Annotated in this window: 24 protein-coding genes and 1 tRNA gene; 12 read left to right on the top strand and 13 right to left on the bottom strand. The window is 65.9% G+C overall.

Features of this window, described 5'->3' with window-relative positions:
- Positions 1 to 7: 7 nt before the first annotated feature.
- From bcsB to glpK, 5 genes are all read right to left on the bottom strand, one after another.
- Positions 8 to 2,293 carry a cellulose biosynthesis cyclic di-GMP-binding regulatory protein BcsB gene (bcsB, locus tag J5T34_RS10130; RefSeq protein WP_244258806.1) on the bottom strand — a complete coding sequence of 762 codons (2,286 nt, stop codon included), beginning with the start codon at positions 2,291 to 2,293 and terminating at the stop codon, positions 8 to 10.
- Between the two features lie 589 nt (positions 2,294 to 2,882).
- Positions 2,883 to 3,266, bottom strand: coding sequence for a hypothetical protein (locus tag J5T34_RS10125; protein ID WP_208579632.1), 384 nt, complete (start codon positions 3,264 to 3,266; stop codon positions 2,883 to 2,885).
- 82 nt (positions 3,267 to 3,348) lie between these two features.
- The gene (locus J5T34_RS10120) at positions 3,349 to 3,726 is read right to left on the bottom strand and encodes an MliC family protein (protein WP_208579631.1); all 378 of its coding nucleotides are present in this window, start codon (positions 3,724 to 3,726) and stop codon (positions 3,349 to 3,351) included.
- Between the two features lie 58 nt (positions 3,727 to 3,784).
- Positions 3,785 to 5,428 carry a glycerol-3-phosphate dehydrogenase/oxidase gene (locus tag J5T34_RS10115; RefSeq protein WP_208579630.1) on the bottom strand — a complete coding sequence of 548 codons (1,644 nt, stop codon included), beginning with the start codon at positions 5,426 to 5,428 and terminating at the stop codon, positions 3,785 to 3,787.
- Between the two features lie 106 nt (positions 5,429 to 5,534).
- Positions 5,535 to 7,085 carry a glycerol kinase GlpK gene (glpK, locus tag J5T34_RS10110; protein ID WP_208579629.1) on the bottom strand — a complete coding sequence of 517 codons (1,551 nt, stop codon included), beginning with the start codon at positions 7,083 to 7,085 and terminating at the stop codon, positions 5,535 to 5,537.
- Between the two features lie 74 nt (positions 7,086 to 7,159).
- Between glpK and J5T34_RS10105 the strand changes: the two genes are divergently transcribed.
- Together J5T34_RS10105 and purU are read left to right on the top strand one after the other, a co-directional pair.
- Positions 7,160 to 8,032 (top strand): NUDIX hydrolase, encoded by an 873-nt coding sequence (locus tag J5T34_RS10105; protein WP_208579628.1) that lies wholly within the window; start codon positions 7,160 to 7,162, stop codon positions 8,030 to 8,032.
- 60 nt (positions 8,033 to 8,092) lie between these two features.
- Positions 8,093 to 8,959 (top strand): formyltetrahydrofolate deformylase, encoded by an 867-nt coding sequence (gene purU / locus J5T34_RS10100; RefSeq protein WP_149319792.1) that lies wholly within the window; start codon positions 8,093 to 8,095, stop codon positions 8,957 to 8,959.
- A gap of 187 nt (positions 8,960 to 9,146) precedes the next feature.
- Here the strand turns inward: purU and J5T34_RS10095 are convergent, their stop codons facing one another.
- On the bottom strand, positions 9,147 to 9,914 hold the full coding sequence (locus J5T34_RS10095; protein ID WP_208579627.1) for a DeoR/GlpR family DNA-binding transcription regulator: 768 nt from the start codon (positions 9,912 to 9,914) through the stop codon (positions 9,147 to 9,149).
- Positions 9,915 to 10,117: 203 nt separating this feature from the next.
- Between J5T34_RS10095 and J5T34_RS10090 the strand changes: the two genes are divergently transcribed.
- The 7 genes from J5T34_RS10090 (at position 10,118) to waaC (ending at position 17,516) form a co-directional block, all read left to right on the top strand.
- On the top strand, positions 10,118 to 11,290 hold the full coding sequence (locus tag J5T34_RS10090; RefSeq protein WP_208579626.1) for an ABC transporter ATP-binding protein: 1,173 nt from the start codon (positions 10,118 to 10,120) through the stop codon (positions 11,288 to 11,290).
- A 4-nt stretch (positions 11,291 to 11,294) separates the two neighbouring features.
- Positions 11,295 to 12,413 (top strand): ABC transporter ATP-binding protein, encoded by a 1,119-nt coding sequence (locus J5T34_RS10085; RefSeq protein ID WP_208579625.1) that lies wholly within the window; start codon positions 11,295 to 11,297, stop codon positions 12,411 to 12,413.
- The gene (locus J5T34_RS10080) at positions 12,410 to 13,291 is read left to right on the top strand and encodes a carbohydrate ABC transporter permease (RefSeq protein WP_174107147.1); all 882 of its coding nucleotides are present in this window, start codon (positions 12,410 to 12,412) and stop codon (positions 13,289 to 13,291) included. Before J5T34_RS10085 ends, J5T34_RS10080 begins: the two co-directional genes overlap by 4 nt.
- The gene (locus J5T34_RS10075) at positions 13,284 to 14,105 is read left to right on the top strand and encodes a carbohydrate ABC transporter permease (protein ID WP_006576490.1); all 822 of its coding nucleotides are present in this window, start codon (positions 13,284 to 13,286) and stop codon (positions 14,103 to 14,105) included. The genes J5T34_RS10080 and J5T34_RS10075 overlap by 8 nt, the downstream gene beginning before the upstream one ends.
- Positions 14,106 to 14,132: 27 nt before the next feature.
- A complete protein-coding gene (locus J5T34_RS10070) occupies positions 14,133 to 14,441 on the top strand; it encodes a DUF2160 domain-containing protein (protein WP_208579624.1) in 309 nt (102 codons plus the stop codon).
- Between the two features lie 142 nt (positions 14,442 to 14,583).
- Complete coding sequence (locus tag J5T34_RS10065) at positions 14,584 to 16,335, top strand: ABC transporter substrate-binding protein (protein ID WP_244258805.1); 1,752 nt, start codon at positions 14,584 to 14,586, stop codon at positions 16,333 to 16,335.
- A 185-nt stretch (positions 16,336 to 16,520) separates the two neighbouring features.
- Complete coding sequence (waaC, locus tag J5T34_RS10060; protein WP_208579623.1) at positions 16,521 to 17,516, top strand: lipopolysaccharide heptosyltransferase I; 996 nt, start codon at positions 16,521 to 16,523, stop codon at positions 17,514 to 17,516.
- A gap of 54 nt (positions 17,517 to 17,570) precedes the next feature.
- Here waaC and J5T34_RS10055 read toward each other — a convergent pair whose 3' ends face one another.
- Together J5T34_RS10055 and J5T34_RS10050 are read right to left on the bottom strand one after the other, a co-directional pair.
- Positions 17,571 to 17,783, bottom strand: coding sequence for a hypothetical protein (locus J5T34_RS10055; RefSeq protein WP_208579622.1), 213 nt, complete (start codon positions 17,781 to 17,783; stop codon positions 17,571 to 17,573).
- Between the two features lie 192 nt (positions 17,784 to 17,975).
- Positions 17,976 to 18,722, bottom strand: coding sequence for a hypothetical protein (locus J5T34_RS10050; RefSeq protein WP_208579621.1), 747 nt, complete (start codon positions 18,720 to 18,722; stop codon positions 17,976 to 17,978).
- Positions 18,723 to 18,977: 255 nt separating this feature from the next.
- Between J5T34_RS10050 and J5T34_RS10045 the strand changes: the two genes are divergently transcribed.
- Positions 18,978 to 19,457, top strand: a complete 480-nt coding sequence (locus J5T34_RS10045; RefSeq protein WP_208579620.1) for a DUF1801 domain-containing protein — start codon at positions 18,978 to 18,980, stop codon at positions 19,455 to 19,457.
- A 470-nt stretch (positions 19,458 to 19,927) separates the two neighbouring features.
- Here the strand turns inward: J5T34_RS10045 and J5T34_RS10040 are convergent, their stop codons facing one another.
- The gene (locus tag J5T34_RS10040; RefSeq protein WP_208579619.1) at positions 19,928 to 20,977 is read right to left on the bottom strand and encodes a restriction endonuclease; all 1,050 of its coding nucleotides are present in this window, start codon (positions 20,975 to 20,977) and stop codon (positions 19,928 to 19,930) included.
- Positions 20,978 to 21,910: 933 nt separating this feature from the next.
- On the opposite strand from J5T34_RS10040, the gene J5T34_RS23925 reads away from it, so the two are divergent.
- On the top strand, positions 21,911 to 22,048 hold the full coding sequence (locus J5T34_RS23925) for a head-tail connector protein (RefSeq protein ID WP_244258804.1): 138 nt from the start codon (positions 21,911 to 21,913) through the stop codon (positions 22,046 to 22,048).
- Between the two features lie 375 nt (positions 22,049 to 22,423).
- Here the strand turns inward: J5T34_RS23925 and J5T34_RS10035 are convergent.
- From J5T34_RS10035 to J5T34_RS10020, 4 genes are all read right to left on the bottom strand, one after another.
- Positions 22,424 to 22,498: transfer RNA gene (locus J5T34_RS10035), tRNA-Val, on the bottom strand.
- A gap of 112 nt (positions 22,499 to 22,610) precedes the next feature.
- Entirely contained in the window at positions 22,611 to 23,336 is a 726-nt protein-coding gene (gene dnaQ, locus J5T34_RS10030) for a DNA polymerase III subunit epsilon (protein WP_208579618.1), read from the bottom strand.
- 10 nt (positions 23,337 to 23,346) lie between these two features.
- A complete protein-coding gene (gene rnhA, locus J5T34_RS10025; RefSeq protein WP_174107168.1) occupies positions 23,347 to 23,796 on the bottom strand; it encodes a ribonuclease HI in 450 nt (149 codons plus the stop codon).
- A 137-nt stretch (positions 23,797 to 23,933) separates the two neighbouring features.
- Complete coding sequence (locus J5T34_RS10020) at positions 23,934 to 24,737, bottom strand: class I SAM-dependent methyltransferase (RefSeq protein WP_208579617.1); 804 nt, start codon at positions 24,735 to 24,737, stop codon at positions 23,934 to 23,936.
- 10 nt (positions 24,738 to 24,747) lie between these two features.
- Between J5T34_RS10020 and gloB the strand changes: the two genes are divergently transcribed.
- On the top strand, positions 24,748 to 25,548 hold the full coding sequence (gene gloB, locus J5T34_RS10015; protein ID WP_208579616.1) for a hydroxyacylglutathione hydrolase: 801 nt from the start codon (positions 24,748 to 24,750) through the stop codon (positions 25,546 to 25,548).
- The last annotated feature ends 15 nt before the right edge of the window (positions 25,549 to 25,563 follow it).

Genomic DNA, 25,563 nt, shown 5'->3' with positions numbered 1-25,563 from the left:
CGCCATCTCAGCCCCCGTTGCGCCGCGCCGCCAGCCGGGACAGCGCCCAGAACGCGCTCAGCGCCACCGCCAGGCCCGCGAGGATGCCCGCGATGCCGAGGAATACCGGGTGCGACGACACGCGTACCCAGACCCGCGCATACCAGGGAAAATCGCCGACGAAATAGCGCTCGCCCAGCCGCAGGCCCTCGACTTCCCTGGCGCGCACCACGGTCAGGTCGCCGCGGATCTGCGCGACCTTCGACGGATCGTCCAGCGCATCGAGCACGTCGCCGAGCCGGTCCGCCTCGGTGGCGGTCACCGCCACCACGCTGTGGCGCTCGCGATAGGGCGATTCGAAGCCGACCAGCGCGGCCAGCGGGCCGTCAGCCGACAGGATCGCGCGGCCGGCCGGCGTCATCGCCTCGGGCTCGCTGTCGCTGAGCCAGTTCGACCAGGCGCTGGCGCGCTGGTCGCGCAATGCCATCTCGGTCTTGCCGCGCGCGATCATCAACGGCAGCGACTTGCCCCAGCGCGCCAGCAGCTCGCCGGCGCTGCCGTTGCCGACGATCAGCAGATTGCGCTGGCTGACCGATTCGACGTCCTTCGCCGGCACCACCGTGACGCGCAGCGCCGGCAGTCCGGTCCAGCGGCCCATATGGCCCAGCAGCGTCAGCAGCGCTTCCTGATCGATCGCGCGCGGCGCGTCGGGCAGCACCACCGCGGTATCGGCCAGATCGGCCAGGCGCGTGAACGGGTATCCGCTGTTGGCGAAAAAGGCCAGGTTCGGCATCGCCGCGTAGTGGGCGAAGCCGCTGAAGTCGATGGTCGAGTCCGGATCGATCGCGGCGCGTGCGACCTTGGCCGGCGTCGACGCGCACAGGCCGGTCTTCTGCGAGTCCAGATGGAAGCGGAACTGCATCTGGTTGTCGCTGCCCACGCGGAAGGCAGGCACCCGGATCTCGTTGGAGATCACCGCGTCGCTGCCGGACAGCAGCGGCACGCTGACCAGATTCTCGTCGTCGCTGCCCGACAGCGGCCGCAGCCGGTACGAACGCACCAGCTGCTCGTTGATATCGACGTTCAGCACCGAGTCGTTGTAGGTGGACGGCGCGGTATAGCGGTATTTCAGGCTCAAAGGCACGCTGCGCTGGTTCCAGCCGTACAGGTCGGCCGGCACGCGCAGATTGACGCGGATCGCCTGCGGGTCGTTGCCCGAGACCTGCAGCTGCTGCGGATCGGTGACCAGCTCGCGGAACAGCACCGGACGATCGACCGGCGCCCAGTTCGGCGCGTCATACGGCGCGCGCGGCGGTCCCAGGTCGACGGTCTGAATCGATGCCTGGCGGCCGGCCATCGCCGCCTTGCCGAGCACCAGCGCATTGGCCGCCGTCTGCAATTCCTCGGCATTGCGGCCGGCGATGACCAGCAGCTTGTGGTCGGGGCTGTTCGGATTCGGCATCACCGTGACCGAGGGACCGGCGATCTCGCGCAGTCCGAGGGCGGCCGCAGCGGGGCCCGGCAACGTCAGCATGATCGCGTGCTGGCCCGCCGGCGCGTTGCGCGCGACGGGGAAGCGCGCACCGCGATAGTCGGCCAGCGCGCCCAGCCACGATGCCACCACGCCGGCCGCGCGCAACGTCGCCATGTCGGCGTTGTCGGCCAGCACGAACGGCACGGTGACGCGGCGATTGTCGCGGCGATCGAAGAAGGGCAGCGGCAGCAGGGCGAGATTGTCCGGCAGGCGCAGCGCGGCGGTGGTCAGCGTCAGCGCGCTGTTGGCGCTGATATCGGTCCACAGCGCCGAATGCGCAGCGTCCTCGCAGTGGTCCACGGTGTAGTGGCCGATGAATTCGATCGCCAGGCGATTGAAGTCGGTAAACAGCCGCGGCTCCAGCGGGATATCGCGCGTGACCTGCTGCCCGGCGCGATTGGCCTCCAGCGGCAGCGTGGCGACGACTTCGTCGTTCAGCTTGATCTTCAGATGCGACAGCGGATAGATCAGCGAGGGCGAATACGTGTAGTGCAGCCGCAGCGTGGCGCTGGTCACGACCTCGTCGGCGCGGATGCCGACATTGAGCACGCGCTCGGGATCGAGTCCGCGCAGCGCGATCGGGCCATAGGCGCCCATCTCGGCGACCGTCAGCACCTGGCGGCGCGCCGGCGTGCCGGCCGGCGCCGACGGGGCGCCGGCGGAGGCCAAGGCGCCGCCGCCGTTGCTGGCCGGGGCTTCGACTGCCGCAGTCGGAGAAGTGGGTTGGGAATGAGCCGGCGGCAATGCCATCGCGGCCAGAAGGCATGCCGTGGTCAGCATGGCGCCACGCCGGCGCGGCGTGGCGGCAGTCAAATCGATCCTCGTCATCAATGCCAAATAAGCGATGAACGCCCGTAGTGCGTCCGTCTGGCCAGGTTCCCCTCGATAGCTGCGGCGGGGGCGGCGCTCTGCGGCAATACGATGCGCCTTGTCCGGCGGAGTCTACACCAATGTCTGTTGGCGTCCGCCCGGGTGCTGGCCGGGGCCCAATAAAAACGTCCGCCTTGCGGGCGGACGTTGGATCGTTGCCACATGCGGCGTGGCCGACGGCGAGAATGTCATGAAGGCGCCGCCGGCCATGCCGCGCGCGAGGATCAGTGCGCGAACAGCCAGATCAGGACCAGCACGAAGGCCGGCACACCCAGCAACCAGGCGAGGATATAAGGCATGGTGTCGCTCCTTGTCGTGAACTCCATGGCTTCACTATAGGGAGCGCGGGCGGGGCCTACTGTCGGGACCCCTCCGCTAGGCTTGTAGGACTGGGCCGACCGGGTGTCCGACGGGCTGTCGGCATGTCGGCGCGGCATCGATGCGCTGCATCAATGCCCGGGCATGGCCCTTCGCTGCGCGGCCGACGGCGATTTTCGCCTCAATCCTCGTCATCCTCGCTGTCGAGGAAGTCGCGCCGGATCATCCAGTTGCGGATGGCCTCGTCGCAGACATTCTTCAGTTTCTGGCGGTCCGGCAGCTTGTCGAACAGCTCGAAATTGACCAGCGCCATGCCTGCATCGGTGATGTAGAACAGGCGGGCGGGATCGTCGTAGTGGACGATGCGGCCATCGATACCGGACTCGTCGCTCTCGGTGGGCATGTCCTCGAGCTCGACCACGCGGCAGGTGAAGCGCGGACTGCGGGTATGGGTCAGATACTCGAATTCGTCGTGCATCACTTCGCCCCCCTTGCCGGTGGCGATGGCGAAGCCCCAGATGAAGCGGGGCATCGGCAGATCGGACAGATCGTCTATCTCGTCCATGGTGTTCTCCCTGATTCGATGACCCGCATTATCGCTCGGACACCATTGTCGCGCCCACCTTCGCGTGTCTGGCGCGGCCGGCCTATCGCTGCGCGCGGCAATTGGCGTAGGTCGGCGGCGCGTGCTCGCCCTGCGTGAAGTCCTGCAGCATCGCGTCGTCGCCCTTGGTCCACCAGACATATTGGCCGTGCGCGTAGCGCGCGCCGGACGCACTGAGGACGGTGACGAACAGCAGCGGCTTGCCGTCCAGACGCAGGATCGCGATCTGGTTGTCGGGGCTGTTGAAATAGCGTGCGGTCAGCTGTTTGCCTTCATCGCAGCGGTAATGCACGGTGATCGGCGCGTCGAAGCGCACGCCGTCGATGCCGGGACGAGCCTGTGCCGGGGCGCTGCAGGCGGTGGCGGCAAGCAGCGCGACGCCAGCGATGACGGCGCGGCGAAGGAGGAAAGGGATAGCCATATCGATTTGCAGGGAAAGCGGTCGAGGGAGAAACGCTGCTGATGTCGGCGCAGGACGCTCAACGTCCGACGCCATGTTCGTCACGGCGATCGGCCCGATGGTGGTCCACGTCGAGCCGATAGCTGGCGGCCAGCGTGCGCAGGCTGTCGATCTCCGCCTGCTGCCAGGCGGCGTCGTGCCCCAGCTCTTCGGCGAGGATCGCGGCCACGCGCGGCGCTGCGGCTTCGGCCGCGCGGGCATCGAGAAACAGCAGGCGGTTGCGGCGCGCCACCACGTCTTCGACGCGGCGCGCCAGTTCATAACGCGCGGCGAAGCGGACATGCGCCTCGGTCAGGCCCGATTCCGGCGCGATCACGTTGTCCGCACCGGGCAGGCTGCGCAGCAGGCCCAGATCGCCGCCGTAGTAGCGGTCGGGCGCGTTCAGGTTGGCCTGCTGTCCGGCCCACGCGCCCGCGCCGTGCAGCGGCAGATCGGCGGTCACGCACGGCGCCGCGGGCAGCATCTGGCGGCGAATCGCGGTATCGACCACGTCCTCGGCCATCTTGCGATAGGTCGTCCATTTGCCGCCGGTCACCGTGATCAGGCCCGCTTTCGATACGACGATCGTGTGTTCGCGCGACAGCGAGGCGGTCGAGTTCTCCCCGGTCGCCTTGACCAGCGGACGCAGTCCAGCCCAGACGCTGGTGACGTCGGCGCGGGTGGGATCGCGCGACAGATAGCGCGCGGCGGTCTCGAGGATGAAGTCGATATCGTCGTCCTCGGCGCGCGGCTCCAGCGGCAGATCGCGGCGCGGCGTGTCGGTGGTGCCGACGATGGTGTGGCCGTTCCAGGGAACCAGGAACAGCACGCGGCCGTCATCGGTCTTGGGCACCAGGATCGCGCGATCGCCGGGCAGGAAACTGCGCGGCAGCGTCAGGTGCACGCCCTGGCTCGGCGCCACCATCATCTGCGCGCGCTGGTCCTCCATCCGGCGCACCGCGTCGACCCAGACGCCGGTGGCATTGATCACGCATTCGGCATGCAGCGTCAGTTCGGCATCGCCGAGTTCGTCGCGGACGGTGACCCCGCCGACCACGCCGGCCTGCATCACCAGGCCCGTCACGCGGGCATAGTTGACCGCGACGCCGTCGAGATCGAACAGCGTGCGCATCAGCGCGATCGCGAGACGCGCGTCGTCGAACTGGCCGTCGAAATACAGATTCGCGCCGCGCAACGGGCGGCCGCCGACATGCTCGGCCAGCGTCGGCGCTGCTGCCAGCGTCTCCGCGTGGTTCAGCCAGCGGCTGTCCATCAGATTGCGGCTGCCGGCGAGCATGTCGTAGACCTTCAGCCCGATGCCGTAGAAGGGCTGGTCGAACAGCTGATAGGCGGGCACCACGAAGCCGAGCGGCCACACCAGATGCGGCGCGTTGCGCGCCAGCATGCCGCGCTCCTGCAGGGCCTCGCGCACCAGGCCGATATTGCCCTGGGCGAGGTAGCGCACGCCGCCGTGCACCAGCTTGGTGGCCTTGCTGGAGGTGCCCTTGGCGAAGTCCGCCGCCTCCAGCAGCAGCGTGCGATAGCCGCGCGAGGCGGCATCGACCGCGGTGCCGAGGCCGGTCGCGCCGCCACCGATCACGATCACGTCCCAGCGGCGCTCGCGCTCCAGTGTGGCGAGCAGCGTCGCGCGATCGGGGGGCAGGGTAGGGTTGGGTGTCTGCATGGCGAAGGAGAGCGGTACCTGGCGAGTCAATGCGGCGTCGATGCGGAGTCGATGCGGGGTCGGTGCGAGGGCGGCGCGCGTCGGCGGTTCGTCGGCTGATGCGCGTTCACGGGGCGGCGGACGCGGTTTCGTCGCGCGCCCAATCCCGCGCGCGCTCCACCGCGCGATGCCAGCGCGCGAGCTGGCTGGCGCGTGCATCGGCCGACAGCCGCGGCTCGAAACGCTGTTCGATCTGCCATTGGCTGGCCAGTTCCTGCTGATCGCGCCAGAAGCCGCAGGCCAGGCCCGCCAGATAGGCCGCGCCCAGCGCGGTCGTTTCGGTGACGCGCGGACGCACGACCGCGGTGCCGAGCAGATCGGCCTGCATCTGCATCAGCAGGTCGCTGCGCGAGGCGCCGCCGTCGACCCGCAGTTCGGCCAGCGCAATGCCGGCGTCCTTCTGCATCGCGTCGAGCACGTCGACGCTCTGCAGCGCGATCGCTTCGAGCGCGGCGCGCGCGATCTGCGGCCTGCCGGTGCCGCGGGTGATGCCGATCAGCGTGCCGCGTGCAAACGCGTCCCAGTGCGGCGCGCCCAGCCCCGCGAACGCAGGGACCAGCACCACGCCGCCGGTGTCCTCGCATTGCCGCGCCAACGGTTCGACCTCGGGCGCGCTCTGAATGATCTGCAGGCCGTCGCGCAGCCACTGGATCGTGGCGCCGCCCATGAAGACGCCGCCTTCGAGGCAGTATTGCGTGGTGCCGCTGGCGTCCTGGCCAAGCTGCCAGCCGATCGTCGTCAGCAGCCGGTTCTGCGAGACCACCGGGGCAGACCCGGTATTCATCAGCAGGAAGCAGCCGGTGCCATAGGTGTTCTTCGCCATGCCGGGCGACAGGCAGGCCTGGCCGAAGGTGGCCGCCTGCTGGTCGCCCGCGATGCCGGCGATCGGCAGCTCGGCGCCGAACACGCGCTGCGAGGTGCGTGCCACCTCGCCGCTGGACGGCACCACGTCGGGCAGCAGGCTGCGCGGAATATCGAGCAGCGCCAGCAGTTCGTCGTCCCAGCGGAATTCGTGGATATTGAACAGCATCGTCCGCGACGCGTTGGAGACGTCGGTGACATGGCGTTTGCCGTCGGTCAACTGCCAGATCAGCCAGCTGTCGACCGTGCCGAAGGCCAGCTCGCCGCGTGCCGCGCGTTCGCGTGCGCCATCGTAGTGGTCGAGCATCCAGCGCAGCTTGGTGCCGGAGAAATAGGCGTCGATGACGAGGCCCGTGCTGGCGCGAAAGCGCTCGCCATGGCCGTCGCGCTGCAGCGCCTCGCACATCGGCGCGGTCCGGCGGTCCTGCCAGACCAGTGCGCGGCCGACCGGCTCGCCGGTGCGGCGGTCCCACAGCACCGCGGTCTCGCGCTGATTGGTGATGCCGATCGCGCGGATCTGGCGCGCCGATACGCCCGCGGCGTTCAGCACCTCGTGCGCGACCGCCAGCTGCGATTGCCAGATCTCGTAGGGGTCGTGCTCGACATGGCCGGGCTGCGGGTAATATTGCCGGAACTCGCGCTGGGCGATCCGCACCACATTGCCGGCATGATCGAACAGGATCGCGCGCGAACTGCTGGTGCCCTGGTCGAGCGCCAGGATATATTCGCCGCGCGCTGGCGTCGTGCTGTCGGTCATGGCTGCCATCCTGCTGATTTCATTGATTCCGTGGTTTCGTACAGGGACGCCCGTGTCGGGGCGCCAATATGTCGATGTCCAATTCGATATCCAATTCCCAGGACCTTGCTCACCGCATCGCCGCCAACCTCGCCGCGCGCTCGCGTTTCCACCCGGCGCAGCATCTGCGGCTGATCATCGAGGACCTGCAGGTTGGCTGGCTGCCGCGCCGCCACGCGCACACGCTGCGCGAACTGGAAGGAGGCGAGGGCATCGACTTCGCCGTGCTCGGGCCGGAACGCGAGGGCTCGGTCGTGCTGTTGCCCGACGTGCACGACTTCGACGCCCGCAGCGCCGCGCTGGCCACGCTGGCCCGCCGTCTGGCCGCGCACAATCTGCTGCGCGGCTGGCGCGATGAAGCGTTCGCCGTCACGCCGGCGCTGACGCATCCGGCCTTCGCGACGATCGAACGCGCCGCCGCGCGCTACCTCGGCCTGCTGACCTTTGCCTCGCACATGAACGGCATCGTGGCGGGGCAGCGCGCGCTGTGGATCGCGCGGCGAAGCGAGAGCAAGGCGGTCGACCCCGGCATGTGGGACAACCTGGTCGCCGGCGGCATGCCGCACGGCAGCGATCCGCTGGCCACGCTGGTGCGCGAATGCGACGAGGAATCGGGCATTCCGCCATGGCTTGCGGCCCAGGCGCAGGCCCACGGCGCGGTCGAGGTGCTGCGCGAAATCGAGGAGGGCGTGCAGTGGGAAATGGTCTATCCGTACGACCTGGAACTGCCCGCCGACTTCGTGCCGCACAACCGCGACGGCGAGGTCGCCGAGCACCGGCGGGTGGGGCCGGAGGCCGCCCTTGCTATCATGGCGGATGGCGCGATGACGCTCGATGCCACGCTGGTGACGCTCTCTGCGCTGCACCGGCGCGGCTGGGCGCCGCCCGTACCCGGTGTCGCCGACTAGCGCGATGCCTCGGCACGGCGGCCGGCCCGCCCGGCGCGCCCCCTCCAGAGAACACCAACGATGAGCAATCCAGGCTTTATTCTGACCATTTCGTGCCCCGATCAGCCGGGCATCGTGCACGCCGTTTCGGGACTGTTGTTCCAGCACGGCTGCAATATCGTCGATTCGGACCAGTACGGTGACGAGTACACCGGTCGCTTTTTCATGCGCGTGCATTTCACCGCGGCCCCGGGCGGCCCGGAGCTCGGCACGCTCAAGAGCGCGTTCGCGCCGGTCGGCGAGCAGTTCTCGATGCAATGGGAGCTGTTCGATGCCGCGATCAAGCCGCGCGTGATGATCATGGTGTCGCGCATCGGCCATTGCCTGAACGATCTGCTGTTCCGCGCCAAGAGCGGGCAGTTGCCGGTCGAGATCGCCGCGATCGTGTCGAACCACCGCGATTTCTACCAGCTGGCCGCGTCCTACGACATTCCGTTCTTCCATCTGCCGCTGATGAACGCGTCGGCCGAGCAGAAGGCCGCGCAGGAGGCGAAGGTCTTCGAAGTGGTGCAGGACCAGAAGATCGACCTGGTCGTGCTCGCGCGCTACATGCAGGTGCTGTCGAACGACCTGTGCCGCAAGCTCGAGGGCCGCGCGATCAATATCCACCATTCCTTCCTGCCCAGCTTCAAGGGCGCCAAGCCCTACTACCAGGCGCACGATCGCGGCGTCAAGCTGATCGGCGCGACGGCCCACTACGTGACCGCCGATCTCGACGAAGGCCCGATCATCGAGCAGGAAATCGAGCGCGTCGACCACAGCATGGATCCGGACCAGCTGACCGCCGTTGGCCGCGATGTCGAATGCGTGGCGCTGGCACGTGCCGTCAAGTGGCATGCGGAACATCGGATCCTGCTGAACGGGCACAAGACGGTCGTGTTCAAGTAACGAGCGCGGTTGCCCTCTCCCCCGCCCCTCTCCCGCGAGCGGGAGAGGGGAGAACACCGCCGGCACGCGCGAACCGACTGCCATTCTTGCGCTCGCAGCGGACGTTGAGACGCTCGGCAGCACGCGCACACCGCTTTCCCCTCTCCCGCCTGCGGGAGAGGGGCAGGGGAGAGGGCAGCTCCGAGCCTTATTCCCCCGCCACCACACATTTCACCCCGCTGTCCGCAACGATCTGCTCGAACGGCGCCCGCAGGGGCTCGTCGGTGAAGAGCCGGTCGATCTGCGACAGGTGCGCCAGCTCGACCATCGCCTGCCGGTTGAATTTGGTCGCATCGGCCGCCAGCCACACCTCGCGCGAATGCTCGATGATCGTGCGAGCCACCTTGACCTCGCGGAAATCGAAATCGCGCAGCGTGCCGTCGGCCTCGATGCCCGAGATGCCGATCAGCCCGATATCGACCTTGAACTGGCGGATGAACTCGACCGTGGCCTCGCCGATGATGCCGCGGTCGCGCGATCGCAGCACGCCGCCGGCGACGATGACCTCGCAGTCCTGGTTGTCGGCCAGGATGTTGGCCACGTGCAGATTGTTGGTGATCACGCGCAGGCCGCGGTGATGCATCAGCGCCCGGGCGATTTCCTCGACCGTGGTGCCGATGTTCATGATCAGCGAGCACCCCTCGGGCACCGCGGCGGCCACCGCGCGCGCAATGCGCGCCTTGCCTTCGGCATTGAGCAGCTGGCGCTGGCGATAGGCGATGTTCTCGGTGGTCGAGCCGTCCATCCGCACGCCGCCGTGAAAGCGCGCCAGCATGCCGTTCTCCGCCAGCAGATTGACGTCGCGCCGGACCGTTTGCAGGGTCACGCCGAACTTGCGTGCTAGCTCTTCGATGGAAGCGAAACCCTGGCTGCGGACTTCTTCCAGAAGAGCGGTCTGGCGGGGATTGAGCGTCATGCCGGGATTCTAGTTCAAACAAAAACGAAAACAAATGATGCATTGCACTATTGTTTTTTGTTCGCTTCTTTACTAAAACGAGCAAGCAAGCAATCGATGCGCGCCGGTGTTCCTTTGCGTCCCGCCCTGTGTCCGCTGATCCCGCGACCTGTCTTCGGGCCCAACCATGCCGCGCGCAGGGCAAGAACCCTGACGGAGACCGGATGCAGCTCAGACTGGAAGGCATCGCGCAGCAGGCAGGTTCGCAGGTCCACCTCTATCCGATGTCGCTGGCGCCGGTGCCTGGCGCGGTGACGATCCTGCTCGGGGCGACCCAGGCGGGCAAGACGTCGCTGATGCGCGTCATGGCTGGGCTGGACCGCCCCAGCGCCGGCCGCGTGCTGGTCGACGACGCCGACGTGACCGGCATGCCGGTACGCCAGCGCAATGTGTCGATGGTCTACCAGCAGTTCATCAATTACCCGTCGCTGACCGCGTTCGACAATATCGCCTCGCCGCTGCGGCTGCGCGGTGCAGCCGATATCGACCGGCACGTTCGCACGCTGGCGGCGCGCCTGCATATCGAACATCTGCTCGAGCGCCATCCCGCCGAACTGTCCGGCGGCCAGCAGCAGCGCGTCGCGCTGGCACGGGCGCTGGCCAAGGGCGCACCGCTGATGCTGCTGGACGAGCCGCTGGTCAACCTCGACTACAAGCTGCGCGAGGAACTGCGCGAGGAACTGGCCCAGCTGTTCGCGCAGGGCGACGCCACCGTGATCTACGCAACCACGGAGCCCGGCGAGGCGCTGCTGCTCGGCGGCCATACCGCGGTGCTCGATGCCGGCGAGCTGCTGCAATACGGGCCGACGGCCGAGGTCTTCCACTATCCCGATTCGCTGCGCGTGGCGCGCGCCTTCAGCGATCCGCCGATGAACCTGATCGCCGGCGAGTGGCGCGACGCCGCCGTGCACCTGCCCGACGGCATCGAGGTAGCGCTGCGCCCGGATGACGGCGCGCAGCTGGGCGGTGCCGGCGATGCCCTGCAAGGCTACGCCGGCCCGGTGACCGTCGGCGTGCGTGCCGGCACGCTGTGGCTTGATGGCGTGTCCGACCGGCACGACGAACTGGCCGTCGGCGTGCCGCGTGCGCGCGAAGGCGTGCCGCTGCCGGGCCGCGTCGCGCTGGCCGAGTTGTCGGGCTCCGATACCTTCGTGCACGTCGACACCGCGGTCGGCAATCTGGTCGCGCAGGTGCCCGGCGTGCTGGACCTGGCGCTGGGCGAGACGGTGACGCTGCGGCTCGATCCGTCCCAGCTCTATCTGTTCGATGCGCAGGGGCGATGCATTCGCGCGCCGCGTCGCGCGCATCTGCGGCCCGCCAACGGGCTGGGGAACTGAGGCCATGGCCCGTATCGATCTGGACCTGGCCCATGCCTACGGTCCCAATCCGCGCAGCGACGACGACTATGCGCTGCTGCCGCTGCGCTTCACCTTCGACGACGGCGGCGCCTACGCGCTGCTGGGACCGTCGGGCTGCGGCAAGACCACGCTGCTGAACTGCATCTCGGGACTGCTGCGGCCGTCGCAGGGCACCGTGTCGTTCGACGGCCGCGATGTCACCGGCGAATCGCCGCAGGCGCGCAATATCGCCCAGGTATTCCAGTTCCCGGTGATCTACGACACCATGACGGTCGGCCAGAACCTGGCCTTTCCGCTGCGCAACCGCGGTGTGCCGCAGGCCCAGGTGCGCGAACGGGTCGGGCAGGTGGCCGAGATGCTGGACCTGTCCGCCGTGCTCGATCGCCAGGCCAGCGGCCTGTCGGCCGATGCCAAGCAGAAGATCTCGCTGGGGCGCGGCCTGGTGCGCCACGATGTCGCCGCCATCCTGTTCGACGAACCGTTGACGGTGATCGACCCCCACCTGAAATGGCAGCTGCGGCGCAAGCTCAAGGAAATCCACCGCGAATTCCATCTGACGCTGATCTATGTCACGCACGACCAGACCGAGGCGCTGACCTTTGCCGACCAGGTGGTGGTGATGTCGCGGGGCAAGGCGGTGCAGGTCGGTACCGCCGATGCCTTGTTCGAGCGGCCCGCCCATACGTTCGTGGGCCATTTCATCGGTTCGCCCGGCATGAACTTTCTGTCGGCGCGCTGGCGGGACGGCTGGATCGAGCTGGCCGGACGACGCTATGCGCCGCCGACGGACGACGCCATCGCGCAGCGGCTGCAGGCCGCCGGCACGTTCAAGATCGGCGTGCGGCCCGAATATCTGCGGCTCGCGCGCCCCGACGACGAGCAGGCGGTGCCCGCGGCGATCGAACGCGCGCAGGATATCGGCACCTACTGGATCGCCGCGGCGCGGCTGCAGCAGCAGGGCGGCGATGGCACCGACACGGCCTCGCTGCTGCGCGCGCGGCTGGGCGACGAAGCCGCCGCGCTGCGCCCCGGCGACACCGCGTGGTTCTCGGTGTTTCACCGCCATACCTGCTATTACGTCGACGAGGAGCTGGTCCGATGAAGCCGATCAACCAGAAGGCGTGGCTGCTGGTGCTGCCGGTGGTGATCTGCGTCGCGTTCTCGGCGATCCTGCCGCTGATGACGATCGTCAATTACTCGGTGCAGGACATCATCTCGCCCGAGCGCCGCGTGTTCGTCGGCACCGAATGGTTCCGCGCGGTGCTGCGCGACGGCGAGCTGCACGATGCGCTGCTGCGGCAGCTCGGCTTCTCGCTGGCGGTGCTGCTGGTCGAGATTCCGCTCGGCATCCTGCTGGCGCTGTCGATGCCGGCGCGCGGCTGGAAGGCGTCGGCGGTGCTGGTGATCGTCGCGCTGTCGCTGCTGATTCCGTGGAATGTGGTCGGCACCATCTGGCAGATCTTCGGCCGCACCGACATCGGCCTGCTTGGCGCCGCGCTGGCCGGGCTCGGCTTCGACTACAACTACACCGGCAATGCGCTCGACGCGTGGCTGACGGTGCTGGTGATGGACGTCTGGCACTGGACGCCGCTGGTCGGGCTGCTGTGCTACGCCGGCCTGCGCGCGATTCCCGATGCCTACTACCAGGCCGCGCAGATCGACGGCGCCTCCCGCTGGGCGGTGTTTCGCCATATCCAGCTGCCCAAGCTGCGCGGCGTGCTGATGATCGCCGTGCTGCTGCGCTTCATGGACAGCTTCATGATCTATACCGAGCCCTTCGTGCTGACCGGCGGCGGGCCCGGCAACGCCACCACCTTCCTGTCGCAATACCTGACGCAGAAGGCGGTGGGGCAGTTCGATCTGGGCCCGGCCGCGGCGTTCTCGATCGTCTATTTCCTGATCATCCTGCTGCTGTGTTTCGTGCTCTACAACTGGATGCAGCGCGCCGGCACCGTCGCCGAGGAGGTTCCCCATGCATGACCCGGCCTCGCGCGGCGGCTGGTGGCGCGCCGCCTTTCTGCTGGTCTATCTGGTGTTCGCGATCCTGCCGATCTACTGGATGCTCAACATGTCGTTCAAGACCAACGACGAGATCCTGTCGACGCTGTCGCTGTGGCCGGCGCAATTCACGCTGGAGCACTACCGCACGATCTTCACCGACTCGTCCTGGTATTCGGGCTACATCAATTCGCTGATCTATGTCGCGCTGAACACCGTGATTTCGGTGACCGTGGCGCTGCCCGCGGCGTATGCGTTCTCGCGCTACCAGTTCATCGGCGACAAGCATGTGTTCTTCTGGCTGCTGACCAACCGGATGACGCCACCGGCGGTATTCCTGCTGCCGTTCTTCCAGCTCTATACCAGCGTCGGGCTGATGGACACGCACCTGGGCGTCGCGCTCGCGCACCTGGTGTTCAACGTGCCGCTCGCGGTGTGGATCCTGGAGGGCTTCATGTCGGGCGTGCCGCGCGAGATCGACGAGACCGCCTATGTCGACGGCTATTCGTTCCCGCGCTTTTTCCTGACGATCTTCCTGCCGCTGATCAAGGCCGGCGTCGGCGTCGCGGCGTTCTTCTGCTTCATGTTCAGCTGGGTCGAGCTGCTGCTCGCGCGCACGCTGACCTCGGTCGATGCCAAGCCGATCGTGGCAACGATGACGCGCACGGTGTCGGCCTCCGGCATGGACTGGGGCGTGCTGGCCGCGGCAGGCGTGCTGACGATCGTGCCCGGCGGCATCGTGATCTGGTTCGTGCGGCACTACATCGCGAAGGGCTTCGCGATGGGCCGCGTCTGAGCGGGGGTGGCGATGGAAACGACGGCCATGTTCGGCTGGATGGTATGGACCACGCCGGTCGCGGTGTTCTTCATCTGCGTGGTGCTGATGCTGATCGGCATGACGATCTGGGAGCTGCGCTCGCCGACGCGCCTGCGCAAGGGCTGGCTGCCGATCGCCACCACGCGCGGCGACCGGCTGTTTATCGGCCTGATGTGCGCCGCGTGGATCAACCTCGCCTGGGTCGGCCTGGGCGAGGCGATGATGGCCTGGTTCTCGCTGCAGGAGGAGCCGTCGGTGTGGATCAGCTTCCTGTTGTCGATGGCGGTGCTGGCGCTGGTCATGCGCAAGGGCTGATGGTTGGGCGGCTTTTTTTGCGGCTGTTTGGCTTTGGTTCAGAGGTGCGTTCGAATCCGTTTGATTGACAGGTAGCGCGGCTCAATCCTTCCCCGGCCGCGACCCGCAACGCTATCGGGAAGGACCATTCGAGGAGACATCGATGACAGCGCTGAAGCAACAGGCAAGGCTGGCGGTGAAGCTGGTGGCGGTGGCCGCCGCGCTCGCCTGCGGCCACGCCGCCTGGGCAGGAGAGGCCGAGGCGAAGAAGTGGATCGACAACGAGTTCCAGCCGTCCTCGCTGGCCAAGGACAAGCAGCTGGCCGAGATGAAGTGGTTTATCGAGGCGGCCGCCAAGCTCAAGGCCAAGGGCGTGACGCAGGTCAACGTGGTGTCCGAGACCATCACCACGCACGAGTACGAGGCCAAGACACTGGCGCGCGCCTTCGAGGAAATCACCGGCATCAAGGTCAATCACGACCTGATCCAGGAAGGCGACGTGGTCGAGAAGCTGCAGACCTCGATGCAGTCGGGCAAGTCGATCTACGACGGCTGGATCTCCGATTCGGACCTGATCGGCACGCACTATCGCTATGGCGCGATCCTGCCGCTGACCGACTACATGAACGGCGCCGGCAAGGAATGGACCAATCCGGATCTCGACATCAAGGACTTCATCGGCACCAAGTTCACCACCGCGCCCGACGGCAAGTTGTATCAGCTGCCCGACCAGCAGTTCGCCAACCTCTACTGGTTCCGCGCCGACTGGTTCGCGCGCAAGGACCTGCAGGAGAAATTCAAGGCCAAGTACGGCTACGACCTCGGCGTGCCGACCAACTGGTCCGCCTACGAGGACATCGCCAACTTCTTCACCAACGACGTCAAGGAGATCGACGGCAAGAAGGTCTATGGCCATATGGACTATGGCAAGAAGGACCCGTCGCTGGGCTGGCGCTTCACCGATGCCTGGCTGTCGATGGCCGGCACCGCGGACAAGGGGCTGCCCAACGGCATGCCGGTCGACGAATGGGGTATCCGCGTGGCGGCGGACAAGTGCACGCCGGTCGGCGCCTCGGTCTCGCGCGGCGGCGCCACCAACAGCCCGGCGGCGGTCTACGCGCTGACCAAGTACGTCGACTGGATGAAGAAGTACGCGCCGCCGCAGGCCATGGGCATGACCTTCTCCGAAGCGGGACCGGTGCCCGCGCAAGGACAGGTCGCGCAGCAGATCTTCTGGTACACCGCGTTCACCGCGGACATGACCAAGAAGGGATTGCCGGTGGTCAACCCCGACGGCTCGCCGAAATGGCGCATGGCGCCGTCGCCGTATGGCCCGTACTGGAAGCAGGGCATGCAGAACGGCTATCAGGACGTCGGCTCGTGGACCTTCTTCAAGAAGACCGATCCGAACCGGCTGGCGGGCGCGTGGCTCTACGCGCAGTTCGTGACGTCGAAGACCGTGTCGCTGAAGAAGTCGCTGACCGGGCTGACGTTCATCCGCGACAGCGACATCAATCACGAGTATCTGACCAAGAACGCGGCCAAGTACGGCGGGCTGATCGAGTTCTACCGCAGCCCGGCGCGCGTCGCGTGGACGCCGACCGGCACCAATGTGCCCGACTATCCGAAGCTCGCGCAGCTGTGGTGGAAGAACGTGGCCACCGCGGTGACCGGCGAGAAGACCCCGCAGGCCGCGATGGACAGCCTGGCCGAGGAGATGGACCAGGTGATGGCGCGGCTGCAGCGCGCCGGCATGGCGACCTGCGCGCCCAAGCTCAATGCCAAGGGCGATCCGGCCAAGTGGCTGTCGGACGAGCACGCGCCGTGGAAGAAGCTGGCCAACGAGAAGCCGAAGGGCGAGACCATCGCCTACGAGAAGCTGCTGCAGGCCTGGAAGGAGGGCAGGGTGCGGTGAAGCTCTGATGAGCTTGGTTTCTCCCCTCTCCCGCTTGCGGGAGAGGGGCCGGGGGAGAGGGCAACCGCCGCACGCCTGCGGCCAGCGCTCCCGTTACCTCCGGAAACGTCGATCCCCCAGCCTCTGGTGCATACTACGGCCTTCGCAAAAACTCAGCCCCGCGGCAAAGGCCCGTTCCTGCACCCATGAAGCGCATCCTGGTTATCAAGATCACCTCCCTCGGCGATATGGCACACACGCTGCCGCTGATCTGGGATCTGCGGCATGCCTACCCGGAGGCCAAGATCGACTGGGTCGCCGATGCCTCCTGCGCCGATATTCCGCGCTGGACCGTCGGCGTCGACCGCGTGATCGCGCCCCCGCTGCGCGGCTACAAGAAGTCGAAGCAATGGAAGGACCTGCGGGCGATCCTGGCCGCCGTGCGCGAACTGCGGCGCGAGAAATACGACGTGGTCCTCGACGTGCACGGCGTCTACAAGAGCGCCATCGTCGGCTGGCTGGCCCGCACGCGCCGCCGCTTCGGCTACGCCGCCAAACACCTGGGCGAAGCCCGCGCCGAGATGTTCTACACGGACATCTTCGCGCCGCATGGCGATGCCACCGCCCGTCACAAGATGCGCCTGGTCGCCGCCAAGGCGCTCGGCTACGAGCTCGACCCCAAGGAGCACTACGAACTGCGCATTCCGGCCCCGGCCGCGCCGCTCAATACCGACGGCGTGCCCCGCGCGATGCTGTTCCATGCGACGTCGCTCGAGATCAAGAAATGGCCGCCCGAACGCTGGATCGCGGTCGGCCGGGAACTGAATGCCCGTGGCTATCGCGTGCAACTGCCCTGGGGCTCGCCGGCGGAAAGGGAGCAATCCGAAGTGCTGGCGCGCGGCATCCCGGACGCCGAGGTACTGCCCAGGATGACGATCACCGAATGCGCGCAGCGCGTCGCCGCCGCGGACCTGGTCATCGGCACCGACACCGGCTTCGTCCACCTCGCCCATGCGCTGGGCAAGCCCTCGGTGATGCTGTTCACCGCGACCTCACGCGAGCACTTCGGTATTTCCGAACCGGGCCGGGCGGTGTCGATCGGCAATGAGGGCGTGGTGCCGGATGTGCCGGAGGTGATTGGGGCGATTGATGAGGTGACGGGGAAGGTTGCAACGGGCGCGCCGGCAACTGCGGGGGCGTAACGCACAAGGCCGTGCGCGGCGCTGCGGCGGCCCTATTCTCTGTGCGACAGCGTTCTATTCGGCTGGCGCGCCGGATGGTGGATAACTTTCGAGCATGGCTTGCGCCAGTTCAAAGCTGCGATTGATATCGTGCTCGGTCATGGCGCGGATCATGTTTATGAAGGGCAGGAGCGCTGCGGACACGCGGCTCGATCGATACGAGGTGTCGCGGAGCATTGCATTGACACGCAGGATCTGCGCGGAAGGTAGATAGCCGGATCTGGTCACGATGGCCTCGTTTTGGTTGAGGTCTGAAACGTTGGCCAGTGTGGCGGCACGGCCTCAATCCGGCTATCGGAAATCTCAGCCGACACTCAAAAAGCGGCGACACAATGTTTAACGGCTGCCTTCGCGAGGTCAGCGGCAACCGGGTTACGCCATGCCGCGAGACTTTCGGCGACGGCATGGCTCCCACTCACGTTATCGCGTGCCGACAAACAAAACGCCCGCCGACCGGTCCGCGGTCGTGCCCGCAGCGATCAGGCTGCGATCCTCCGCGCTGTAATACGCGACGCCGCTCATTTTCTGCCCCGGACGGGCGCACGGCGACGGACCGAACGTCACGGTGATGTCGTAAGCGTTGCCACGTGCGCGCGGCTTGGCGACGCCTTCGATCCGGCAGCCGGATGCGCCCGCGCCGCTGATCGTGCCCGAACCGGCGACGGTGATCGTCGCCGATTCGCCTCCCTCGGGAATGACCGAGGTGCCGCTGTAGGTGCCGGCCAGCGTTGCCAGCGACGGCGTCAGTTCGTAGTTCTTGTCGTAGGTGCTGGTGAAGGTCGCGGTCTGGCCCGTGGTCGGATAACGCACCGTGCCATTCAGATTGCCCTTGGTCGCGTAGGTGCCGTTGATGGCGACATCGAAGATCCCGCGCGACGTCACGCTGAAGTCCTTGCCGTCGTTCGACGAGAAGTTGCCATTGGCGGCACTCAGCTTGCCCTGGATCACGCCGAGCGAGATCGGCGCCAACGAGGTGTAGATCACGTAGTAGGTGCCATCGTCGAGCACCAGGCCGGCGATGTCCTGGTTCGCCGAGGTCTTGCCCGTGTACAGGCCCTCGGCAGGGGAGGTCGTCGGTTGCGGCGCCGGGCCGTCGTCGTCTCCACCGCCACCACCGCAAGCGGCGAGGGCCAGTGCCATGGAAGCAATCAGCAGGGTTTTATTCATGGATTTCTCGAAGGGTTGTCTTTGTTTTTCTATTGGGGTGGCGCCCCGGTGTTGCACCGGGGCGCGGCAATCCTAGTGGCTGGCCGCGGCGTCTGCTATTCCCGATTGGTGGGGTATTGCGCTTCCCCCGGATCGGTCAGCCGGCGTGGATGGGTTGTTGGCGGCCGGCGTTCGACATAGCATCGGTTCGATTCCGTGGCGGACCGCGCAGCCTGTCCTGGACCGGCCGACCCTGTGACGTTGGGAGCGAAGACGATGGCAACGAGCAAGACACCTGCGAAGCCGGGCAGAAAATCCCCGGCAAAACCGGCCGCAAAGTCGGTCGCCGACGGGAAACCGGTCCTGCTCTCGGGCGGCAACCCGCAGATCCCGAAGGGCGACGGCGATGCGCCCGTGCAGGCCTACATCGCCGCCATGCCGGACTGGAAGCGGGAGGTCGGGCGCCAGTTGGACACACTGATCGTCAGAACCGTGCCCGACGTCCGCAAGGCGGTGAAATGGAATTCGCCGTTCTATGGCGTCGAGGGCAGGGGCTGGTTCCTTAGCTTCCATTGCTTCACGCGCTACGTGAAGGTGGCGTTTTTCAAGGGATCGTCGCTGCGCCCGCTGCCGCCGCGCGAATCGAAGGACCCGGATACGCGATATCTCGATATTTACGAAGCCGACGGGATTGACGAGGAACGGGTAGGGGAGTGGATACGGCAGGCAGCGGAATTGCCGGGGTGGGTGCCGTAAATGCGAAGAAGCGATGGGGAAAAGCGCGGTGGCGAACGATCGCGCCAATAAGGGAAGGGGAAAAGGAAAAGGCTCTCGACTGTCGTCAAGGGGCTTTTCCATGCGGTTTCCCGCGAATCTGGGTGGTGGTACAGCGACCAGATTGACCGATAAATATCTATGTAAATCATTTAATTAAGGGGCATGATGCACCACACATACCCTGTTGGTACCCTCAAAAGTAAAAATCCGCCGAAAACATGTAGGTTTGCCACAATCATCTCAATTTCCTGCTGGTCGGGCCAGCAGTCTCTTGTTCCGTATCGAAGCCCAAAGCTGCCACTGCTCGGACTAGGCGAGCAGCCCGCCGCAGTAAATTGCCACCATCAGGGTGTTCGTTCCTACATTGAGCCTGTCTGCACGAATGCCATAGCCCGCTTGGCGAAGTGAGGTCAGCGTTCGACTACCTAGAAGCCATGCGATCGCGGACCTCACAATGAATCAGTTTGGGCGTTAAGCTGCTTCAGCTTGAGCCTGCGGATGCAATTCAGATGCTTTTCGGCCAAGCGTACAAAATTGATTCCGATATCGCGCGTCTTTGGCGAAAACACGAGAGCGGTCATATGGCCTTCGCGCTTTTCCGCAGAAATTAGGGCGCCGGCAAATGCTTCCCCACTTGGGATTTGATCAATGACGTAGTAAAGCGACTTGTCGCTGATGCGCTGCCATTGGAGATACCCATTGATCGTGATCGAGTCGATTCGACAGACGCCTTCACATGTCTCTACATAGACGCCATCACTGAGAACATCTAGGGTGTGCGTGTGTGGCCAGGCAGGTCCAGCGGCAACAGTACCATCAGGAGCGGTATGTGGAACAGGAAACGTACGTGAAATCGTCACTGCTGGATCCAACTGAAAAAGTATCTCAGTCGACCGCAGCAACAACTCATTTTCATAGTCGGTGAATCTCTTGTACTTGGGGTGTACGTGACCCGATGCGTCGAATAGGCTGTCGTCCGGGCGCACCGAGAATGGCGCCTTCGCTTCTCGCGCGACTATTCCATATTGCGGGTCGACCCAACAAAGCAGCACTTGGCTCATCGGAAAGCATTCTTCGGCCGTACCCTGCATCGTTAGAGCGGGAAACTGCTCTTGCAACGTTCGGGTCCACGGTCGAAGTTCGTATAGGGTGACCCCATGTCGGGCTGCCTTAGATTGAGCCCCCGAAGTGAACCCCGATGCCGATACGATCGCCTTGTGGGTCACCGATGGCATGTCCAGCAGCTTGAGACACAGCTGCTCAACATCAGCAACGTCAAGAGGTGCACTCTCGTGTTTTACCTCGTACGCTTTGAAAGCGTAGGTCACACTCCCAGACTCTGTGATGGTAACCGTGACATCGATATCTCGCTTCTTGCCTGCTGCCGGATCGAGCACCATGTCGCCTATCGTAACGTCGACGGCATCCGGATCCCATTTCAGGCAGCATAGGCCGACGAGGTACTGAACGAGCATCGGCGAAAGAGGAAGTTTGGTCATTTTCGGAGGCTCTGAGGCCTGTGAGTTGGCAGATTGGTCGACTCTGCAAGCCCGCCTCAATGATCGATTACGCCAATGCGTTGCCGGTAATGGAGCGGCGGATCCTAGCCGATCACTAAGTGAGGCGACACGCCCATCAGGAGCCGCTCTCGAGCGCGGACGATAACCCTTTAGCAAACTTCTCTGCGGTCCTTGAGGCTCGCAGTAGTCTCGAATGCTGCCAAAGGGCGTGGGGTTCCTTATGAGGCTTGTAACGCCGGCGGAAGGATACTAGCAAAAAAAAGAGCCGTGGCATTGTGGTAGGGGACTCAGGCTGTCTGCGATGCTTTATAAATCAACGCCATACCTCACCACGAATGCCCACGAAACCAGGTGCGGCAGCCTGCCAATTTCGTGGCTCAAAAAATAGGCAATGCTCTGAAACCGTGGCAGCGTGCTGCTTTTTTCGCTTTCTTTCTCTTTCTCGTTGATTTTAAAAGGAAAAAAGAAATAAGGGGAATGAGGCGTCGGAAGGGCGGTGTGGCAAAGAGAAAGCAAACCGTGGCAAAAAGCAGCGAAGTTGTAGTGTCCGTTTCCTTATAAATCAAAGAGTTTGGCGAGAAACTACACGGTGCCACAAGTTTTTTCGGATTCCGCGTCCCCAATGGACACGCGAAGGCGGCGCGCTGCTGGTCCGGCACAGCAGCGGTGAGTCGCGACCCAGCCAGGTCTCGGCTAAAAGAATGGCCCACGCAAGGCGGGTCTAGTAACGGGCAAGGACGCACTGCTATGGCGGAATTTGGCCATCATCGAGCTCAGGTATGGCCTGGAGGCCAAGCCGCTCCAGGCGCGGCACACTGATGGCGGTCATATGAGCAAGGCGGTGCCCAAACTGGCGCCTTTCCACGTCTTCAGGGGCTTGCCGGCTTGCGTCGGCACCGTGGGCCGGCCCCGATGAAGGCGGCGATCCTTCTGCAAGTCGGGGATCTGTACGAGAACCGCGAAGCGGGTGGGCAAGGGGCGGCGGCGCAGTACTTCCGCAATCCGACCTATGAGCGTGTGCTGAACCCGTATCGTGTGATGACGGTTTAGGAAAAATGCTCCAGTCGAAGGGGAATGCTCCTCCTCCGAGGCCGACACCATGACCGCGTTGAAACGCACGTCATTCGGCCGGCGGAGGATGCTGCGTGGCTCCGGCTCAGATGTCAAAGTCTCGTATTCGAGGGCCTTCTCGTCTGGCATGGTCAACTGCGGGTAGGTCGCGGCGCTTTCGCGCGAAAAGCTCCCGCCGTCCAAAGGCAATCAGTCCGGCGGCCCGTGCTAGGCGGTTACTACTGCGCTTTCTATGCCCACTGTTGTTCTCCGCCAGTCCTGTTCCCGGAATGGTTTTGGATACTTTTTGAGTACAAAATGAAAAAGGCCCTCGACTGTCGTCTGAGGGCCTTTTCATGCGGTATCCCGCGAATCTGGTGGGTGGTACAGGGATTGAACCTGTGACCCCTGCCGTGTGAAGGCAGTGCTCTACCGCTGAGCTAACCACCCCTGCCACTGCGCTTGAAACTGCCGTGCAGCAGAGAAAGCGAGATTATGTCAGTGCCGTTGTATCTTGTAAAGCCCTTCGTCGAATTTTTTCACCGAAGAAGCCGACGCAGCCTCAGGCCGCTTCTTCCAGTGGCTGCGCCTCCTGCCACACCGTCTTGCCGCCGCTGGCCTTGTCCAGATCCTTCAGCACCGCGGCGTGCGCCGCCAGTTCGTCCTCGGTCGGTTCCAGCACCGGCAGGCGCAGCGCCGACAGGTCGGCGGTGGCAACCGCGGCCGGCCCGGCGCCCGCGCTGGCGTCCATCATGTCGATCACCAGCGAGTTCTGGCCGCGCGTCATCGCCAGGTAGACCTCGGCCAGCAGTTCGGCATCCAGCAGCGCGCCGTGCAGCGTCCGGTGGGCATTGCTGATGCCCAGGCGGTCGCACAGCGCATCGAGCGAGTTGCGCTTGCCGGGGAACATCTGGCGCGCTTCCAGCAGCGTATCGATCACGTTGGCGACATGCTTGCGGAAGGGCGGCAAGCCCAGCCGCTGGAACTCCATGTCGAGGAAGCCCAGGTCGAACGCGGCGTTGTGGATGATCAGCTCGGCGTCCTGGACGTAATCGCGGATCTCGTGGACGACCTCGGCGAACTTGGGTTTGTCCGCCAGGAATTCGACCGTCAGGCCGTGCACCGCAATTGCGCCGGCGTCGATGTCGCGTTCCGGGTTGATGTAGAAATGCAGGTTGCGTCCGGTCAGCCGCCGGTTGACCAGCTCGACGCAGCCGATTTCGATCAGCCGGTCGCCGGTGGCGGCGTTCAGGCCCGTGGTTTCGGTGTCCAGTACGATTTGTCGCATGGCGGGCATTCTACTCAACCTGGGCGCCGGTGAGGGAGGCGACACCGCGATTGGCCAGCGCGTCGGCCCGTTCGTTGCCCGGGTGGCCGTTGTGGCCGCGGACCCAGTGCCACGAGACATCGTGCTCGGCGGCCAGCGTGTCCAGCGTTTGCCACAGGTCGGCGTTCTTGACCGGCTTCTTCTCGGCGGTCTTCCAGCCGCGCGCCTTCCAGCCGCGGATCCATTCGGAGATGCCTTTCTGCACGTATTGAGAATCGGTCCAGACCTGCACCTTGCAGGGCCGCTTGAGCGCGCGCAGCGCCTCGATCACGGCGGTCAGCTCCATCCGGTTGTTGGTGGTATTGGCCTCGCCGCCGAACAGCTCCTTGACGTGGCCATTGGCGACCAGCACGGCGCCCCAGCCGCCGGGGCCGGGATTGCCTTTGCAGGCGCCATCGGAATAGATCGTGACTTCTTGCATCGATGAAGGGTACGAACCGGTTCGGCGGATGTCGCCGCAGCCGGGTGTCCGCCGGGGCGGACGCGGTTGGAATCAGGCCGGACCGGGCATGGTCCGGCGGCAAGGGATGAAGCGGACGGGGCCGCGGCGCAGGCCCCTCACTTCTCTTCGTCGGGCGACTTGCCGTGCGTGCCGTTTGGCGTCGCGACGGGCGCGGCCACTGGCGCCAGCGCCGCCTTGGGCGTCTTCCAGGCGGGTCCGACCAGGCGGACGTTGCGCACGCGCTTGACCGCCGACAGCATATAGACCGCGCCGAAGATTGGCCACCAGCGATCGCCCGCCTTCTCCATGAAGGCGGCGCGCTGCAGCCAGCGGTCGGTGCGGTAGGGCGGGCAATAGCAGCCGAAGCGGCCGCGGATGATATCGAAGCCGAGCAGCTTGAGCCAGTCCTTGATGCGCACGAAGCCGATCGACTGGGCGTCGGTCGGCAGGAACGGGTCGGCGCCGAGCCGGTTCAGGCCCTGGCGCGCGCCCCACAGGCTCATCGGATTGAAGCAGGACACCACCACGCGGCCCTCGGGCATCAGCACGCGCGCGACCTCGCGCAGCACCTCGTGCGGGTCCTCGGAGAACTCGAGCACATGCGGCAGCGTGACGAGGTCGATGCTTTGCGTATCGAACGGCAGCTCGTCGAAGCGGCACAGCAGCTGGCTGCCAGGGGCGCTGCCCGTTTCCGCGGCGCGGGGGCCGTGCGGGCCGCTGCGCGCGTCCAGCGCCAGCGCGCCGAAGGGCATGCGGTTCTCGCGCAGCGTGTCCAGCACGGGCATGCCGAGCTGGACCGCGTGGTAGCCGAAGATATCGGCCACGGTGCGGTCGTACTGGCCTTCCTCCCAGCGCAGCATGTACTGGCCGGGCGCGGAGGCCAGCCAGTTTTCCCAATCTATAATCGGACGCTTGGACATAGGAGCACGCATGTTGAGGGTGGAGCCGATCCCCGCTTTCCAGGATAACTATATCTGGGCGATCGACGACGGCAATGCCGCCGCCGTGGTCGATCCGGGCGAGGCCGCGCCGGTACTCGCCTATCTGGCGCGGGCGGGGCTGGTCCTGGGCGCCATTGTAATCACCCACCACCATGGCGATCACCAGGGCGGGGTGGCGGAGCTGCTGGCGGCCTATCCGACCGGACCCGATGGCGAGCCGGTGCCGGTGATCGGTCCGGCCGCCGAGCGCATCGGCCATCGTACCCGCGCGGTGCGCGAGGGCGATGAGGTCGAACTGAAGGCGCCGGCGCTGCGCCTGCGGGTGCTCGAGGTGCCGGGCCATACCGCAGGACATATTGCCTACACCGGCGAATTGCCCGGCATCGGCCCGGTGGTGTTCTGCGGCGACACAATGTTCGCGAGCGGCTGCGGGCGGCTGTTCGAGGGCACGCCGGCGCAGATGCTGGCCTCGCTCGACAAGCTGGCGGCGCTGCCCGACGCGACGCGGGTCTATTGCGCCCACGAGTATACGCGCAGCAATGTCCGCTTCGCCCGTGCGGTCGAACCCGACAACGCCGCGCTGGCGGCCTGGGACGCGCGCGTCGAGGCACTGCGCGCCGCCGGCGAGCCGACCGTGCCGACCACCGTCGGCCACGAGCGCGCGGTCAACCCCTTCCTGCGTTCGCGCGAGCCGTCGGTGCGCCGGGCACTGGCCGAGCAGGGCGCGCAGCCGGGGGACGATGCCGCGGCGTTTGGCGCGCTGCGGGCCTGGAAGGATGGCTTTCGCTGACCGGCACGCCGCCCG

It is taken from the genome of Cupriavidus gilardii (genome assembly GCF_017598945.1).
Taxonomy (GTDB): domain Bacteria; phylum Pseudomonadota; class Gammaproteobacteria; order Burkholderiales; family Burkholderiaceae; genus Cupriavidus; species Cupriavidus gilardii_E.
This window is presented reverse-complemented; position numbering and strand designations above follow the sequence as displayed.